The 16,910-nt window shown below is 73.7% G+C and carries 12 protein-coding genes; 8 read left to right on the top strand and 4 right to left on the bottom strand.

The window, feature by feature from the left end; genetic code table 11:
- Window positions 1-131: 131 nt before the first annotated feature.
- Complete coding sequence (locus tag AB0K02_RS10440; protein WP_365991952.1) at window positions 132-2,975, bottom strand: LuxR C-terminal-related transcriptional regulator; 2,844 nt, start codon at window positions 2,973-2,975, stop codon at window positions 132-134.
- Between the two features lie 294 nt (window positions 2,976-3,269).
- Between AB0K02_RS10440 and AB0K02_RS10435 the strand changes: the two genes are divergently transcribed.
- Complete coding sequence (locus AB0K02_RS10435) at window positions 3,270-3,815, top strand: ATP-binding protein (protein ID WP_365991988.1); 546 nt, start codon at window positions 3,270-3,272, stop codon at window positions 3,813-3,815.
- A gap of 146 nt (window positions 3,816-3,961) precedes the next feature.
- Here AB0K02_RS10435 and xylB read toward each other — a convergent pair whose 3' ends face one another.
- Window positions 3,962-5,443 carry a xylulokinase gene (xylB, locus tag AB0K02_RS10430; protein ID WP_365991951.1) on the bottom strand — a complete coding sequence of 494 codons (1,482 nt, stop codon included), beginning with the start codon at window positions 5,441-5,443 and terminating at the stop codon, window positions 3,962-3,964.
- 168 nt (window positions 5,444-5,611) lie between these two features.
- On the opposite strand from xylB, the gene xylA reads away from it, so the two are divergent.
- Both xylA and AB0K02_RS10420 read left to right on the top strand, forming a co-directional pair.
- The gene (gene xylA, locus AB0K02_RS10425; protein ID WP_365991950.1) at window positions 5,612-6,781 is read left to right on the top strand and encodes a xylose isomerase; all 1,170 of its coding nucleotides are present in this window, start codon (window positions 5,612-5,614) and stop codon (window positions 6,779-6,781) included.
- Between the two features lie 188 nt (window positions 6,782-6,969).
- Window positions 6,970-8,472 carry an APC family permease gene (locus AB0K02_RS10420; RefSeq protein ID WP_365991949.1) on the top strand — a complete coding sequence of 501 codons (1,503 nt, stop codon included), beginning with the start codon at window positions 6,970-6,972 and terminating at the stop codon, window positions 8,470-8,472.
- 34 nt (window positions 8,473-8,506) lie between these two features.
- Here the strand turns inward: AB0K02_RS10420 and AB0K02_RS10415 are convergent, their stop codons facing one another.
- A complete protein-coding gene (locus AB0K02_RS10415; protein ID WP_365991948.1) occupies window positions 8,507-10,177 on the bottom strand; it encodes a helix-turn-helix domain-containing protein in 1,671 nt (556 codons plus the stop codon).
- A gap of 93 nt (window positions 10,178-10,270) precedes the next feature.
- Between AB0K02_RS10415 and lysA the strand changes: the two genes are divergently transcribed.
- From lysA to AB0K02_RS10390, 5 genes are all read left to right on the top strand, one after another.
- Entirely contained in the window at window positions 10,271-11,575 is a 1,305-nt protein-coding gene (lysA, locus tag AB0K02_RS10410) for a diaminopimelate decarboxylase (protein WP_365991947.1), read from the top strand.
- A 353-nt stretch (window positions 11,576-11,928) separates the two neighbouring features.
- Window positions 11,929-12,267 (top strand): antibiotic biosynthesis monooxygenase family protein, encoded by a 339-nt coding sequence (locus AB0K02_RS10405; protein ID WP_365991946.1) that lies wholly within the window; start codon window positions 11,929-11,931, stop codon window positions 12,265-12,267.
- Window positions 12,264-13,166, top strand: coding sequence for an NAD(P)-dependent oxidoreductase (locus tag AB0K02_RS10400; protein ID WP_365991945.1), 903 nt, complete (start codon window positions 12,264-12,266; stop codon window positions 13,164-13,166). Before AB0K02_RS10405 ends, AB0K02_RS10400 begins: the two co-directional genes overlap by 4 nt.
- Window positions 13,163-14,167, top strand: a complete 1,005-nt coding sequence (locus AB0K02_RS10395; RefSeq protein ID WP_365991944.1) for an amidohydrolase family protein — start codon at window positions 13,163-13,165, stop codon at window positions 14,165-14,167. Before AB0K02_RS10400 ends, AB0K02_RS10395 begins: the two co-directional genes overlap by 4 nt.
- Window positions 14,164-15,402: a cytochrome P450 gene (locus AB0K02_RS10390; protein ID WP_365991943.1), complete on the top strand. Its 1,239-nt coding sequence runs from the start codon at window positions 14,164-14,166 to the stop codon at window positions 15,400-15,402. The genes AB0K02_RS10395 and AB0K02_RS10390 overlap by 4 nt, the downstream gene beginning before the upstream one ends.
- 171 nt (window positions 15,403-15,573) lie before the next feature.
- Here the strand turns inward: AB0K02_RS10390 and AB0K02_RS10385 are convergent, their stop codons facing one another.
- Window positions 15,574-16,869, bottom strand: a complete 1,296-nt coding sequence (locus AB0K02_RS10385) for an ROK family protein (protein WP_365991942.1) — start codon at window positions 16,867-16,869, stop codon at window positions 15,574-15,576.
- Window positions 16,870-16,910: the final 41 nt, after the last annotated feature.

Raw genomic sequence — 16,910 nt, 5'->3', positions numbered from 1 at the left:
CCGCGGCGACGCCCGCCCACCGCCTGCCTCCGCACGCCTGTGCCGGGCCTTGCGAGGCGGACATCTGCAAGGGGCGCGACACCCCGCCGATTCCCGGATACGCAAAAAAGGCCGGCGCACCGGCTCCCGCGTCACTCCGGGCGCTGGGACCGCGCACGAGAGAGCGTCTGCCGGGACTGCGACTCCAGCTTGCGGCGGGCCCGGGCCACATGCTGTTCGACCGTGCGGGGCGACAGGTGCAGTGTCGCCGCGATCTCCCGGTTCGTCAGCCCGGTCGCCGCCAGGTCGGCCACCTCCTGCTCGCGCGGGGACAACTGGTCCCCGTAGCTGGGGCGCCCCCGCGGACGCTGGCCGTCGGCGGGCTGGTGCGCGCGCAGTGTCGCCCGGATGCGGGCGGCGTCCCACACCGCCCCGAGCCCGGTCAACCGCTCCACGCACGACGCCAGTTCGGCGACCGCCGTCTGCGTGTCCCGGCCCGAGGCCAGCAGGCAGCGGGCGGCGCCCTCGGTGGCGAGCACGGCGGAGTAGGGACGGGGCAGTCCCGCGTACACGAGCGCCGCCTGTCCGAACAGCTCCGCCGCAGCGTCCTGTTCGCCCTCCGCCTCGGCGAGCAGCGCACGGCACCACTGCAACGCCGCGTCGGACGCGGGCGCCTGGCTTCCTTCGAGGCCCTCGGCGTACTCGGCGACCATGCTCCGGGCCGTCGTCCGCCGGCCCGCGCGCACGGTCGCCTCCACGGCCCACGGAGCCAGCTCCGCGCCCCACACCCAGACACCCTTGTCCCGCAACCGGTCCCACGCCAACGCCGCCTCGTCCACCGCGGTGTCGACGTCGTCGCGTACCAGCGCCATACGGATCAGGGCACCGGAGGCGGTCGCCATGTGCGGCACCGCCGTCGCGTCGCCCGCCCGCGGCCCCTCCTCGGCCAGCCACGCCGTCGCCTGCTGCCACTCGCCCTTCGACAGCGCGAGCAGCCCCAGCACCGTGCGCCCGTCCACGGCCATGCCCGGCATGGCCTCGGCCTCGGCCACGAACGCGCGGGCGCGGGCGGTGAGATCGCACCAGTCGCCCGCCGCCCAGTCGATCAGCAGCGAGGTGCCGCGCGCGCCCTGCGCGACGTACGCGGCGCCGCTGCGCGCGGCGAGCCCGACGCCCTCGGCGAGCAGTTCGCGGGCGGGGGAGAGGTGGCCGAGCCACAGCGCGCCGTCGGCAGCGTTGCACAGGCCGCGGGCCACATGCTGCTGGCACGCCGCGTCGTCGGTGTCCCTCGGCAGCAGCTCCAGCGCCTGCCAGGCCGACGGGTCGCCCACGTACATCAGCGTGCCCACGCGGTTGGCCGCCACCGCCGTGCGCGCCTCCTCGTCGCCGCTGTCGGCGCCCGCCTTCTCCGCCCGCTCCAGCCAGTACATGTTCCGTTCCAGCGGGACCGTCGACAGCAGGGGCATGGCCAGCGCGGCCATCGCCCGGGCCGCGAGCACCGGTCGCTCCCGCAACTCCTCCACCGCCTGCTGGAGTTCGAGCCAGCCCTGGGTCCCGGCCACCGCCTGGTTGCACAGCAGCAGGCCGAGGTCGAGGCGGATCTCGCCACGGACCGCGGGCGGCAGCGTCTGCTCGTCGAGGATCTGCCGCAGCACGGTCACCGTCTGCTCGGAACGCAGCCCGAGCACGGCGCTGTGGGCGAGCAGCGGCGCGAGCCGCGCCCGGGCCTCGGGCGGAACCGTCGGCAGCGACAGCGCCTCCTCCAGCACGTCGACCGCCGCCTGGTGGTCGCCCGCCGCCGCCCGCTCCTGCGCTGCCCGTTCCACCGCGCGCAGCCAGCCGCCCGCCTCGCCGGCGTGGCGCCGGTGCCGGGCCAGCGGGACCCAGGGGACCGGCTGGCGGCGGGCGAGGACCGCGGCCGCGCGGCGGTGCATCTGGCGCCGGACCGGGCCCGGCACCTCGGCGTACACGGCCCGGCCCGCCAGCGGAACGAAGAAGCCGTACCGGCCGAGTTCGTCCTCGGTCAGCACGGCCGCACGCAGTGCGCCCACGAGCGCCGCGGTGCCCTGGTCACCCGCGAGCCCGGCCACCGCAGTGAGTTCATCGGCCCCGGCGGGCTCGCCGAGCACGGCGGCGGCCCAGGCGAGGGGGCGCATCGGGGGTTCGAGCGCGGCGGTCCGGCTGAGGGCGAGCGCCGCGAGGCGGGGCGGGACGCCGACGGTGTCCAGGTCCCGGGGCGAGTACCGTTCGCGCGGCTCGCCGGTCTCGCGCAGCAGTCGCACCAGATCCGCGACGACCTGGGGGACGCCGCCGGAACGCCGGCGGATCCGTGCGAACAGCTCCGCCGGCCCGCAGTCCGCCCCGAGCCCCTCCTCCACGAGGCGGCGCACCCGTTCCCCGTCGAGCGGCTCCAGACGTATGTGCCGCACGGCGAGTTCGGCGGGATAGGAGGCGCCGCGCCCCAGGGGGAGGCCGGCGTCGGGCAGTTCCTCGGGCCGGTAGGTCACGGCGAGCGCCAGACCGCGGGGAGGGCGCGCGACGAGACGGCGCAGCAGGTCGAGGGAGGAGCGGTCGGCGAGATGGACGTCCTCGGCGACGACGAGCGCGGGAGCGGGGCCCCGCACGGCCGCGGTTGTGGGGCGGCCGTCCGGTGCCCGGCCGCTCGCGTCGAGCAGCGGCGCCAGGGCGGCCGACAGATCCGGGGCCGGTTCCGGTGCGGCGGGACGGCCGGGCAGGCCCGCGGGGGGAGCCGGGCGGGCCGGGCGCTCGGTCACGGACGGCGCTGTCACCAGGACGCCGAAGGGGGAGAACGCAACGGTGACCGTCCGTGCCTGCGTGGCTTCGGTGAGCCGCCGCGCCAGCCGTGACTTGCCCGTGCCGGCCGCGCCCTCGATCAGCAGCAGAGCCGGCTCACCGGGGTCGTCGGCCTCGCTGCCGCCGTCCGCGAGCACACGCGTCAGCCAGCGGTCCGCCGCGGCGTCACTGGGCGTGTCCACCGCATCACTCTCCTGGGAGGTTCCGGGTCAATTCGATTCTTTACGTATACGGGTTTCAGTGTCCCTGATTGTTCCGTTCGCGCACGGCCACCAGTGTTGAGCTGCCGCAGAAGATCTGCATGGCTTTCGACGGCCCGGTGAGGCGCGATCCGACCTCCCGGCCGCTGGACCTTGGTCAGGGCGACGCAGCCCGACCGAACAGGAGCCCAAGTGATCGCCACAGAACGTGCACCGGACCCGGATCCGGAAGGGGTCGGACCCACCTCTGCTCTGAAGAGCCTCGCCCACTGCGCGATGCCGTCCTCACCACGGGCCGCGTGGGCGCTACGGCGCTTCGTCCGGGCGGTGGCACGTCGATGGCGGCTGGCCGAGCACGTCGACGAGGCGTTGTCGCTCATCGTCACCGAACTCGTCACCAATGTGGTGATGCACAGCGGCAGTCCGTGGGTGTCCACGGCGATCAGTGTCCGCGGTGAGGTGCTGTTGGTCGAGGTGATGGACGCCGGCTGCTGGAAACAGCGCCCCAACCCGCGCCAGGAGCCGCTGGACGCCGATGTGCCCTGCGGGCGCGGTCTGCGCCTCGTCGACGCGTACGCGACCCGCACAGTCGCGCACCGCACCGAGACGGGCAGCATGGTCCGGGCCGAGATCGCCCTGAGCGGCGGCCCCCGTCCCGCGGCCGCCCCCGCCCTCGACCTCGACCCGGTCGACGAACTCGACCTGGACGAGGGCCTGGGACTGGACCAGGACCTCGGGCTGGGGGACGACGACCTCGACCTGGACGTGGACGCGGAACTGGAGCTGGAGGACCTGGACATGGACCTCGACCTGCGGCCGTGACCGTGGCGCCGGGCACCGGGCGGCCCGCGCGGTCAGGTCGGCAGCGAGGAGGCCGCCCGGTCCAGGGCGGTCAGGTCAGCAGCGACGGCGTCGCCCGGTTTAGGGCGGTCAGGTCGGCAGCGAGGGCGTCGCCCGGTTTAGGGCGGTCAGGTCGGCAGCGAGGAGGCCGCCCGGTCCAGGACCGAGGAGACCCGCTCCCACGCCTCCATGTCCCGCTCCAGCGGCGGCAGTTCCCTGCCGCCCGTTCCCCAGCCCGCCGCCACCGACACCGCGTCCTCGCCGGTCGCCGCCGACGCCGCCAGCGCCGCGGCCCCCAGCGCCACCAGTTCGGTGCTGTCCGGGATCAGCAGGGGGCGGCCCGACAGACGGCGGACCGTCTCGATCCAGTGGCGGCCCCGGGCGCCGCCGCCGACCAGACGCAGGGGGCGGGACGCCGCCTCCGGCGAGGCCGGGTCCTCGCCGCAGGCGCGCAGCACCTCGTCGAGGGCGCGCAGCACCGTGACCACCGCTCCCTCGTAGGCCGCGCCGAGGATCTGCTGGCGGGTGGTGGTGTGCCGCAGGCCGGTGAGCAGACCGGCGGCGGCCGGCAGGTCCGGGGTGCGTTCCCCGTCCAGGTAGGGCAGGACCACCAGCTCGCCGCCCGCCTCGGCCGCCTCGCGGTCCAGGCCGAGCAGGGCCGCGACCTTGTCCACCGCCAGCGTGCAGTTGAGCGTGCAGGCGAGCGGGAGGTACGTGCCGTCCGTCCCGGCGAAACCCGCAAGCAGGGGTGACGCGGGGCGGGTGCGGCTCGCGGCGAACACCGTGCCCGACGTCCCCAGACTCAGCACCGGGTGGTTCAGCAGCCCCTCTCCGCCGAGGCCGAGACCGACCGCCGCCGCCATGTTGTCGCCGGTGCCGGCGGCCACGGCGATACCGGCCGGGAGGCCGAGTGCGGACGCGGACGCGGGGGTGAGCGTGCCGACGCGGGTGCCGCCCGTAGCCGCGACCTGCGGGAGCAGGGCGGCGTCGAGGCCGACGAGGCCGAGGAGTTCGGGGTCGTAGGAGCCCGTGGCCGTGGAGTACCAGCAGGTGCCCGACGCGTCGCCCGGGTCGGTGGCCGCGACGCCCGCCAGGCGCTCGGTCAGGAAGTCGTGGGGGAGCCGTACGGCCGCGGCGGCGTCGGCGTGGGCGGGCTCGTTCTCCCGCAGCCACTGCCACTTCGCCGCGGTCATCGACGCGACCGGCACCGATCCGGTGCGCGCCGTCCAGGCGTCCGGGCCGCCGAGTGCCTCGGTCAGGGCCGCCGCCTGGGGCGCGGAGCGGGTGTCGTTCCACAGCAGCGCGGGGCGCAGCGGTGTGCCGGCCCGGTCGAGGACGACGAGGCCGTGCTGCTGGCCGGCGACAGCGATGCCGGTGACGGCGGATGCGTCGACGCCCGCGGCGCCCAGCTCCTTGAGGCCGGTGGCGACCGCCTCGCGCAGCGCGTGCCACCAGACCTCCGGATCGGTCTCGCGTGCGCCGCCCTCGCCGTCGACGCGGTGCGGCGCGCGGCCCACGGCGAGCGGCCGGCCCGTGGCGGCGTCGGTGAACACCGCCTTCGTGGACTGGGTCGAGCTGTCCACCCCGATCACGACCGCGTTCGCCGGCATGGCTCCCACCTTTCGTTCCTCGTGGCCCACCTATTCGGCCGAGCAGCGAACAAATTACGCCACGGCCGGTCGGGTGCACCAGATGTCGTGGGTCTTCTGTGATTCGGGCCGGGTGTGCATTATTAGTAAGGTAAGAAAACAAAACCGAACGCGAAGGCGGTCACGGCCATGACGGAACGCTTCACCCCCACCCCCGGCGACAAGTTCAGCTTCGGTCTGTGGACCGTCGGCTGGCAGGGCCGGGACCCCTTCGGCGACGCGACGCGGGCCCCGCTCGACCCCGCCGAGTCGGTCCGCAGGCTCGCCGGACTCGGCGCCTACGGTGTGACCTTCCACGACGACGACCTGATCCCGTTCGGCTCGAGCGACAGCGAGCGGGCCGAGCACGTCAAGCGCTTCCGGCAGGCCCTGGACGAGACGGGCATGGTCGTGCCGATGGCCACCACGAACCTGTTCACGCACCCCGTCTTCAAGGACGGCGGCTTCACGGCGAACGACCGCGACGTGCGCCGGTACGCGCTGCGCAAGACGCTGCGCAACATCGACCTCGCGGCCGAGCTCGGCGCGCGGACCTACGTGGCGTGGGGCGGTCGCGAGGGCGCCGAGTCGGGTGCGGCCAAGGACGTGCGCGTCGCGCTGGACCGGATGAAGGAAGCCTTCGACCTGCTCGGCCAGTACGTCACCGAGCAGGGCTACGACCTGCGCTTCGCCATCGAGCCCAAGCCCAACGAGCCCCGCGGCGACATCCTGCTGCCGACGGTCGGTCACGCGCTCGCCTTCATCGAACGCCTGGATCGGCCCGAGCTGTACGGCGTGAACCCGGAGGTCGGCCACGAGCAGATGGCGGGGCTGAACTTCCCGCACTCCATCGCGCAGGCACTGTGGGCGGGCAAGCTGTTCCACATCGACCTGAACGGCCAGGACGGCATCAAGTACGACCAGGACCTGCGCTTCGGCGCCGGTGATCTGCGGGCGGCCTTCTGGCTCGTCGACCTGCTGGAGACGGCCGGGTACGACGGCCCGCGCCACTTCGACTTCAAGCCGCCGAGGACCGAGGACGGCGACGGGGTGTGGGCGTCTGCGGCCGGGTGCATGCGCAACTACCTGATCCTCAAGGAGCGTGCCGCTGCCTTCCGTGCCGATCCTCAGGTCGCGGAGGCTCTGCGCGCCGCGCGCCTGGACGAACTGGCCCGTCCCACGGCGGACGACGGCCTCGCGGGACTGCTGGCCGACCGGGGCGCCTACGAGGAGTTCGACGTCGACGCGGCCGCCGAGCGCGGGATGGCGTTCGAGCGCCTGGACCAGCTGGCGATGGACCACCTGCTGGGTGCCCGCTGACGCCCCAGGGCCAACACGCCGGGGGCCCCTAGGGGTTGAGGTGCGGAGGGTCCACGTGCGAACTGGACAACCGGCGAAGAGTTTTTGTACAGAGCCATGCCTTGCGAAGATTTTTTGCGGCGGCGCACGATCACCGGCAGTCCCCGCGGCAACGCCGCAGTGGGGACCACGGATCTCCAGGAGGAGTCATGAGCCGCGTGATGAGTCAGCTGTGCCGCCGTAAATCGCTGGACCGCTTGATGGCCGAGGGCGAGACCGCGGCGGACGGCTCCGCCCTGCGCCGCACCATCGGCCTGGGCCAGTTGACTCTGATCGGCATCAGCTCGGTCGTCGGCACCGGCATCTTCTTCGTCCTCGGCACCACGGTGCCCAAGGCCGGACCGGGCGTCGTCCTGTCCTTCGTCGTCGCCGCCGTCGTCGCCGGCCTCGCCGCGCTGTGCTACGTGGAACTGGCCGGTGTGCTGCCGGTGGCGGGCAGCACCTACTCGTACGCGTACGCCTCCCTCGGCGAGGGCGCCGCCTATCTCGTCGCCTGGTGCCTGATCCTCGAGTACGGGGTGGCGGTCTCGACCGTCGCCGTCAGCTGGGCCCAATACCTCAACGAACTCACCGGAGCCCTCTTCGGGTTCACCCTCCCCGACGCGATCAGCCAGCCGCCCGGGGCCGGCGGCTACGTGAACGTCCCCGCCCTCGTCGTCGTCCTGCTCTGCTCGCTGCTCCTCGCCCGCGGCACCCGCGAGTCCGCCGCCGTCAACGCGGTCATGGTCGTCGTCAAGATCGGCGTCCTCGTCGTCTTCGTCGCCGTCGCCCTCACCGCCTTCCGCGCCGAGAACTTCAGCGACTTCGCGCCGCACGGCATCGCGGGCATCGGCGTCGCCGCCTCCGGCGTGTTCTTCTCGTACGTCGGCTTCGACACCGTCGCCACCGCGGGCGAGGAGGTCCGCAACCCCCGCCGAACGATCCCGCTGGCCCTGCTCCTCACTCTGGGCGCGGTCACGCTGCTGTACATCCTGGTCTCCGTCGCGGCCGTCGGCGCCCAGCCCACCGGCCGGTTCGGTGAGCAGGCCGACGCCGGCGAGGCCGTCCTCGCCCAGATCCTGCGGGACGTCACCGGGGCCGGCTGGCCCGCCGTGCTGCTGTCCGCCGGCGCGGTCGTGTCCATCTTCAGCGTCGTGCTCGTCACCCTCTTCGGACAGACCCGCATCCTGTTCTCCATGGCACGCGACGGCCTGGTGCCGCAGATCTTCCGCCGCGTCGACCGCAAGCGGCACACGCCCGTGCACAACACCTGGATCGTCGGCGTTCTCGTCGGCGGGCTCGCCGCCCTCGTACCGCTGCAGTACCTGGCGGACCTCACGTCCATGGGCACCCTCGTCGCGTTCGTCGCCGTGGCGGCCGCGGTCGTCGTCCTGCGGCGCGTCGCCCCCGAGGCCCCGCGCTCCTACCGGGTGCCGCTGTACCCCCTCGTCCCCGTACTCGCCGCGGTGTCCTGCCTGTACCTGGCGTACCTCCTGCCCGGCATCACCTGGACCCTGTTCGGCGCCTGGCTGCTCCTCGCCGCCGCGCTCTACCTCGGCTTCGGACGGCGCCATTCGGCCCTGCGGGCCGACGAGGAGCGGGAGGGCACCGCTGTGACGCCGCACGCCGAGACCGTTCCGGAGGCGGGGGCCGTCGACAGGCCGCGCGTCTGAACCCTCCCGCCCGGCGCCGCGGGCGCCCTGCCGGTCACTCCCGGCGGGGCACCCGCGGCGTCCGTCCGACCCGGCCGGACGGGTCCGGTTCACCCGCTGCCAGCGCCAGTTCCAGCCAGGCGGCCAGCACCACGTCCGGGTCGTCGAGGTCGAGACCGAACAGCTCGCGGGCCCGGCGCAGCCGGTAGCGCAGCGTGTTGGGATGCACCGTCAGGACGGCCGCCGCCTTCGCGACGTCGCCGACCGCCGCCAACCAGGCCCTGAGAGAGGCCGCGTAGTCCGTCCCGTGCTCGGCGTCGTGCGCCAGCAGCAGGGCCACCGCGGGCAGCCGCAGCCACGGCTCACGCCGCAACTCACCGCCCAGCCGGTCGAGCAGGACGAGATGGCGTACGTCCTCGGCCGTCGCGGGGCCACCGGTCTCCCCGCGGCGCGACACGGCCCGCAGCACGTCGTCCGCCTCCGCGCGCAGCGCCGCCGGCCGCAGCAGATCGGTGTGCGGGCGGGTCACGGCGGCCCGCAGGGGCCCGCCGACCGACGACCGCAGCGCGGTCAGCGCCCCGTCCGCGAACCGCCGCACGGCAGCGGTGCCGCCCGGGACCAGCGCGTAGACGGCCCCGGACGTCGCCGCGACCGTCGCCTCCGGCCGGTGTGCCGCGCAATGGCGCACCAGGGCCGACTCGAGATGCGGGACGAGCGCGTGCGCTGCCGCCCCCGTGTCCGGCCCCGGCGTGAACCCGGCGAGGCACACCGCCGTCCCGGGCTCCAGCCCCAGCACAGAACCGGCCTCGTCGGCGCCGGGACCGTACCCCTCCAGCAGCGACCGCAACGTGTCCTGACGCAGGCGCTGTTCCGCCTCCTGGACGTTCAGGGCGCGCAGCAGGTGAGGGGCGGCGAGCCGGGCACCGTCGGCCAGTGAGGCGACGGCCCGCGGCGACAGCCCGTCCTCCGGCTCGATCGCCCACAGGGTGCCGAGCGGCAGGGTCCCCGCCCGCACCGCCACGGCGGCGCGCGCCAGCTCCTCGCCCTGGGCGGGGAACCGCACCACACCCGAGGCGGCCAGCACCTCGCGGTACTGCCGCCGCTGCTCGGGCTGGTCGGGCACCCGCCGCTGCAGAATGCCCTGTTCGCGCAGGGTGTCGATGCGCTGCCCGGGAACGTTCGAGTACGCGACGACGTGCTGGTCCAGGTCCTCGACCGCGACCGAACCGCCCACCACGGCGGCCAGGTTGTCCGCCAGCGCGAACAGCTGCTCGCCGCCGACCGGGGCCGACACCGCCGCCCCGCCCACGCCGTACGCGGCGAGGGCGCAGCTGAGCGCCGCGTCGATCTGCTGCCAGGGGACGCCGTCGTCCGCCCGGAGCACGGCGATCCCGCAGCGGTCGGCCTCGTCGACGAGCCGGGCCGGGTCCTGGCCCCGGCACTTGACGACCACCGCGGCGAACCGCCGCCCGGCCGCCCGGCGCACCGCCTCCCGCGCCCGGGGGTCGGCCACCTCGCCGCCCACGAGCAGCAGCAGAGCGGCGGGGGCGGCGGGCAGCGGCTCGTTCGGGTCGTGGACCACGGTTCCGCGCACCGGGACGTCGAGCCCGGCGGGCGCCGTGAGCACGCGCACGGGCACGCTCCCCGGGGCGTCCAGCAGCAGCCGCAGCGAGCCCGCGACCCGCTCGTCGGGGAACGGGGCCGGCGGTCCTGTCGGATCGGACAAAGGAGGGCTCATTTCCTGAGGGGATCGGCAGGGGCGGCGACCGGGGCCGCTCGCCAGGATAGGGCCGCCCCTTCGAGAACAGGAGTCGCCCCCATGACCGTGGCCCCCGCCGCCCCCACCCCCACCGACCTGGTCGGACTGTTCCCACCCGGCTCCCACCTGGCGGAAGACGGCGAACTCGTCGTCGGCGGCTGCCGTGTCGGTGAACTGGCCGAGCGGCACGGCACCCCGGCCGTCGTCGTCGACGAGAACGCCCTGCGGGCGACGGCCCGGCGGTATGTACGGGCCCTCGCCGAGCATTGGCCGAACGGACAAGTGGTCTTCGCCTCGAAGTCCTTCCCCTGCACGGCCGTCGTCCGCACCATGGCCGAGGAGGGCCTAGGCGTCGACGTCGCGGGAGGCGGCGAGCTGGCGGTGGCGCTCGCCGCCGGCACCGATCCTCGGCGCATCGTCGTGCACGGCAACGCCAAGACCGACGAGGAACTCGCGACGGCCCTGCGCGCGGGCGCCGGCACCGTCGTCGTGGACAACTTCGACGACATCGACCGTCTCGAACACCTCCTGGAACACGACCGCGAGGCCCGCGGGAGGGCCCCGCAGCGCGTACTGATACGGGTCATCCCCGAGGTCGACGCCGACACCCACGAGGCGATGGCGACCGGTCACCGCCACTCCAAGTTCGGCCTCGCCGTGCCCGACGCCGTCCGCGCGGCGGCCCGGCTGCGGAACAACGAGCGACTGCTGCTGGAGGGACTCCATGTACACGTGGGCTCCCAGCTGCTGGACACCGCGCCGTTCGCCCGCGCCGTCGAGGCGATCGCGGCGATCGGGGAACTCGGCGAGCACGCGGTGTACGACCTCGGGGGCGGCCTCGGCGTCCGCTACACGTACGCCGACCACCCGCCGACGATCGAGGAGTACGTCCGCACCCTGACCGACGCCGCCCGCAGGCACCTTCCGGCGACGGCCCGCCTGCTCATCGAGCCCGGCCGCTCCCTGGTCGCCGGGGCGGCCACCACGCTCTACCGCGCGGTCACCGTCAAACACGGGCCGCGCACGCTCGTGGCCGTGGACGGGGGAATGGGCGACAACCTTGAACCGATGTTGTACGGACAGAGGTTCGAGGCGACGGTCGGCACACGGGTCGGCGGCGGCAGCAGCTGCGATCTGGTCGGGCGGCACTGCGAGTCGGGGGACACGCTGATCCGCGACGTACAGCTGCGGGACCCGCGCGTGGGCGACGTCATCGCGGTGCCGGTCACGGGCGCGTACTGCCTCTCACTCGCGAACAACTACAACGGCGCCCGCCGCCCGCCGGTGGTCTTCTGCGCGGACGGCACGTCGCGGGAGGTGGTCCGTCGCGAGACGTACGAGGACCTGCTGCGCCGCGACGTCTGAGGCGGGCAGTGACCCGCGCCTCGCCGGGGCCCGCCCCGAGCCGCGAGCCGCGAGCCGCGAGCCCCGAGCCGCGAGCCCCGAGCCCCGAGCCCCGCGCCTCGTCGGGGTCCCGCCGCGCGGCCCGCGCCCGGAAGCCGTGCTGCGGGGCCCTTCAGGCGTCACCTGTTCGCGGCCGTCCGGCAGGGTGATCGAACCCGTCCCGGCGAGGCCCCTCGGGGATCACCCGGTCGGGCTAGCGGGGACCGGAAAGCCCTTGTGGCGACTGGGGAGTCCCCCATGTGGAGTTGCGTCGCCACGGAGCCCATGAGTCCTTGGGAAGCGTGTCCTGGCGGATCTCACCATCAGGAGGAGACATGGGCACTTCGCACAACGGCCAAACGGCCGAACGGCTCTCTGTGGTCTTCGCGGTCCGTGTGATCGAGGGCGGCGAAGAAGGATTCCTGGAGATGTACGAGCAGATGCGCAAGTCCGTCGCTCGTACTCCCGGACACATCGTCGAACGCCTGGGACAACCGGTGGACGACTCCCGGCAGTGGGTGATCACCAGCGAATGGGAGACTCCCGAACACTTCTTCGCCTGGCAGCAGAGCGAGGAGCACCAGGCTCTGGTGGCTCCGCTGCGCAAGTGGGTCGACTCGACGCAGTCGATGCGGTTCCGGGTCGTCAAGGAGACCGTGGAGGAGAAGTCATGACGCGCACCACGAACCCCCACACCCGCCATGGTCCCGTCGCCGTACTGGGACTCGGAACGATGGGCTCGGGACTGGCCACGCGACTGCTCGCGCAAGGAGTGCAGGTGCGGGTCTGGAACCGCACTCCGGAGCGGACCGAGCCGCTCGCCCGGGCAGGCGCCGTCGCCGCCGGCCGTCCCAGCGAAGCCGTCGAAGGAACGACCGCCGCCATCTGCACCGTCGCCGACGGCGACGCCCTCGGCGCCGTGCTGCACGGCCCGGACGGTGTCCTGGCCCGAGGCGACTACCCGGGCTCCCTGATCTGCGCCAGCACCGTCGCACCCGACGAGGTCGTGCGGCTCGCCGGGGACGTGCCGTCCGTCATGGACGTCGGCATGCTCGGCAACCGCGACCACGCCCGCGACGGCGAACTGCGCCTGTTCGTCGGCGGCGAGGAGCGCGTCTTCACCGCCGGCCGGCCCCTGCTGGACATGCTGGGCAAGGAGGTCGTCCATCTGGGCGCACTCGGCTCCGGCATGCGGATGAAACTGCTCCTCAATCTCCTCATGGGAATAGAGGTGCAGGCGATGGCCGAGGCCGCCGAACTGGCGGCCGCCACCGGCCTCGACAAACAGCTGGTTCTCAAGACGATCGCGGGCAGCGGCTTCGCCTCGCCGGTCATGTCCTTCAAGTCGCGGCGCCTGGCAACCGGGCGCTTCGACGAACCGGACTTCCGGCTGCGCCTCATGGCGAAGGACCTCATGCTCGCTACCGAGCAGGCGTCCGCGGCGGGCCTGAGCCTTCCGCTCACCGCCGCAGCCGCGACGACCCACGTCCGCGCCACCGAGCAAGGTCTCGGCGACAAGGACTGCGCCGCGGTCACCCGCGCAGTCACACCGGAACCGGGAACCCACACATGATCATCGACATCCACGGACATCTGTCCCCACCGGAGGCGGCCAGACGCTTCCCGATGCCCCCCAGCCTGACCGACGTCGACGGAATGCTCGCGGCGCGCGCCGAGGCCGGGATCGACCTCACCATCATCGGCAGCCCGGTGGGCGCCGGGGCGATGGCACGGGTCCCGGGCGTGGACAACTACAAGCAGCCGCGCGACCGGCTGCGTGGCTTCCACGCCTGGATGTCGGGTCTGGTCTCCTCCTTCCCGGACCAGCTCCGCGGGTACGTCTACGCCAACCCGTTCGGTGACGACGATCATCTGGAAGGTGTGCGGGAGACGCTGGCGGACCCCGCCTTCGTCGGCCTGATCACCACGTCCAGCGTTCGCGGCGAGCTGCTCGGCTCGCCGCGGGCGGACTCCTTCTTCGCGCTGGCCGCGGAGGCGGGAGTCCCGGTCCTGGTGCACGCCCCGGCCGAACCGATCGGCACGGAGCACGTGGACGACATGGGCTTCGTCGAACAGATCGGCCGGTTCGGCGACGTCACGGCGGGCATGGCCATGATCGCGTTCGCGGGATGGCTGGACAAGTACCCCGGTCTGCGGCTGATCGGCGCGACCGGCGGCGGCGCCATGGCGCTGCTGCCGGAGCGCCTGCAGACGGCGGCGCGCCCCCGGCACTGGGGCGGGGGCCCGCCGTCCTCCGCCCCGCCGTCCTCCGCCCCGCCGTCCGACCGGCAGGCACCGGACCGGCCGGCGCCCCAGGCGGCGTCGGCCGACCCGGCCGCCGCCCTCCGGCGCATGTACGTCGACACCAGCCCGTTCAGCCCGGCGCACCTGAGCCTCAACGCAGAGGTGCTCGGACCCGAACGGATGCTGTTCGGCAGCGACTCACCGCCGCTGTCCGCGCCGCTGGAGGACCTCATCCGAATGATCGAGAAGCTGCCGGTCGACAAGGCGTCCCAGCAGCTCATCCTCGGCGGCAATGCCGAGGCCCTCTTCGACCTCAGGAGCCGTCCGTGACCACTACGAGCGACCCCGTCACCAGTGCCGAGAAGTGCACCGCCGACTTCCGGCGCAACCCGCACCCGGTGTACGCCGCCCTCCGCGACACGGCGCCCGTGTGCCCGATGACTCCCCCGCACGGCATCGAGACGTACCTGATCACGCGGTACGAGGACGCGCGGGCAGCCCTGTCCGACCCTCGGCTGAGCAAGGACATGTACGGGGCCATGGACGCCTACCGGAGGATCTTCGGTGACTCGTCGGTCTCGCTGGACGACAACATGCTCAACGCCGACGCGCCCAAGCACACCCGGCTGCGCAGACTCGTCAGCTCCGAGTTCACCCCGCGCCGCGTCGATGCCCTGCGGCCGAAGATCCAGGGCCTCGTCGACGAGCTGCTCGACGCCTGTCCCACCCGTGAACCGGTGGACCTGCTGCCCGCGTTCGCGTTCCCGCTGCCCATCACCGTGATCTGCGAACTGCTGGGCGTGCCGCCCGAGGAGCGGGCCGACATGCACCGGCTGTCCACCACGGTGGCGCAGACGGGCTTCAGCAAGGAGTCCAAGCAGGCCCAGCAGAAGGCGGAGGAGGACCTCCACGCCTACTTCACGCGGCTCATCGCGCGCAAGCGGGAGCGCCCCGGCGAGGATCTGCTCAGCGCGCTCACCGCGGTCCAGGACAACGACGGCGGCCTCACGGAGAACGAGCTGGTCTCGACGGCGTTCCTGCTGATGTTCGCCGGCCACAAGACGACCGCGTACCTCATCGGGAACGCCGTGTACCACCTCCTGGTCAATCCGGCGCAGCTGCGTGCCGTGCAGGAGAACCCGGACCTGGCCGGCCCTGCCGTGGAAGAGCTGCTGCGTTATGACGGCTCGGTGGAGAGCGCGACGTTCCGGTTCGCGACCGAGGACGTGGAGATCGGCGGAACGCTGATCCCCAAGGGCGCTCTGGTGCAGATCTCGCTCCTCTCGGCGAATCGCGATCCGCTGAAGTTCGCGTCCCCGGAGGTGCTCGACGTGACCCGGCAGGGCGCGCAGAACGCCCACCTGGGATTCGGCCACGGCAGCCACTACTGCCTGGGCGCACCGCTGGCACGGCTGGAGATGCAGTTGGCCCTCACCAGCCTGTTCGGCCGGTTCCCGGGGATCGTTCTGGCCGACCCCGCGGCTGGGGCGAAGTGGATGGAGGTCCCCTTCCCCGCGTTCCGCGGCCTCGCGGAACTGCCGGTCGTGCTCGACCCGGAGCCCTGACCGGCGGCCACGGCGTCCCGGCGTGGCCTGCGATCCGGTTCATCGCCCCGATGTGCCCCGGCAGGCCGACGCACCGAGGAATCACGTCCCGGTGAAGACGAGGACACCGCGCATCGCGCGGTGTCCTCGGTCTGTTCCGGGCACCGGGGCGGGGGAGCGGAGCCCTCGCCCTCAGCGGCCGCGACCCCCGTACCCCATCGGATCCGCCAGGGCGTCGTCGACCGTCAGCGCCGCCGCACCCCGCGCCGCGTCCGCCGCCGGGGACGAGGCGCGCAGGCGTGTGCTGCCCGGCGGCCAGAGGCCCGAGACCACCCGCGTCGACAGCTCCGTGCCCGCAGACGGCCCGAGCCAGCGCAGCAGCGGGCGGTAGATCCCGCCCAGGACCACCGCGTCCGGGTCGAAGAGATTCACCGCTCCGGACAGCACCCGCCCCAGCATCGTGCCCGCCCGCGTCAGCGCCGCCACCGCACGCGGCTCCCCCGCGCGGGCGCGCCGCTCCAGTTCGGCCACGCCCGCCGCGCCGGCACGCTCGTCGATACCCGCCGCCCTCAGCAGCGCGGACTGGCCCGCGTACTGCTCCAGGCAGCCACGTGAGCCGCAGCGGCACAACGGCCCGTCGTCCGCGACCGACACATGTCCGATCTCGCCCGCGAAACCGTGTGCGCCCCGCAGCAGTTCGCCGTTCAGGACCAGTGCGCCGCCCACCCCGATCTCGCCCGTGAGGTAGAGGAAGCTGCGCACGTCACCGAGGCCGCCGAACCACAGCTCGGCCAGCGCCGCGAGGTTCGCCTCGTTCTCCGAACGCACCGGCAGGGGCGCCGGACCCGGCCGCTGTGCGGCGAGCGCCTCGGCGAACGGCGCCTCGGCCGCGACCGACGTCCAGCCCAGGTTGGGGGCCTGGCGGACGGACCCGGCCGCGACGAGGCCAGGCAGGGCCAGCGCCGCGCCCACGGGCCTGAGGTCCTGCTCGGCGGCGGAGGCCAGCGCCCGCGCCGCGATACCCGCCGCGCGGCCGAGGACGCGGTCGGGCGGGGCACCCCGGTTGTCGAGGTGCTCCACGAGCCGTACGCGGTCGGTGCCCGCGAGGTCGACCACGCATACGGCCACGTAGTCGACGTTGATCTCGACGCCGAGGCCCGCGACCCCCGTGCGGGCGAGCTTCAGCACGGTGCCCGGCCGGCCCGCCTGTCCGCTGAACGTCTTGCCCGACTCGGACAGGAAGCCGCTCTCCAGCAGCTGTTCGACCAGGGACGACACCGCGGCGCGCGTGAGCCCGACCCGTGCCGCGACACCGGCGCGGGTCGTCTCGCCCTCGGCGCGCACGGCACGCAGGACGAGGCTCAGATTGTGCCGCCGGACCGTCTCCCTGTCGGCCTTCGGCTCCAGCGGCGTCGGGGCGTGACGCCCCGGCCGGCCTCCTCTGCCTCCGCCCGGCGCCGGTGCCGCGTCTGTGTGATTGGCGTTCATCGTGCGGCAGAGCCTAGGCGATGCCGCACCGCCGCAGTGCC

The sequence above is a fragment of the Streptomyces sp. NPDC049597 genome (assembly GCF_040675505.1).
Lineage (GTDB): Bacteria > Actinomycetota > Actinomycetes > Streptomycetales > Streptomycetaceae > Streptomyces.
This window is presented reverse-complemented; position numbering and strand designations above follow the sequence as displayed.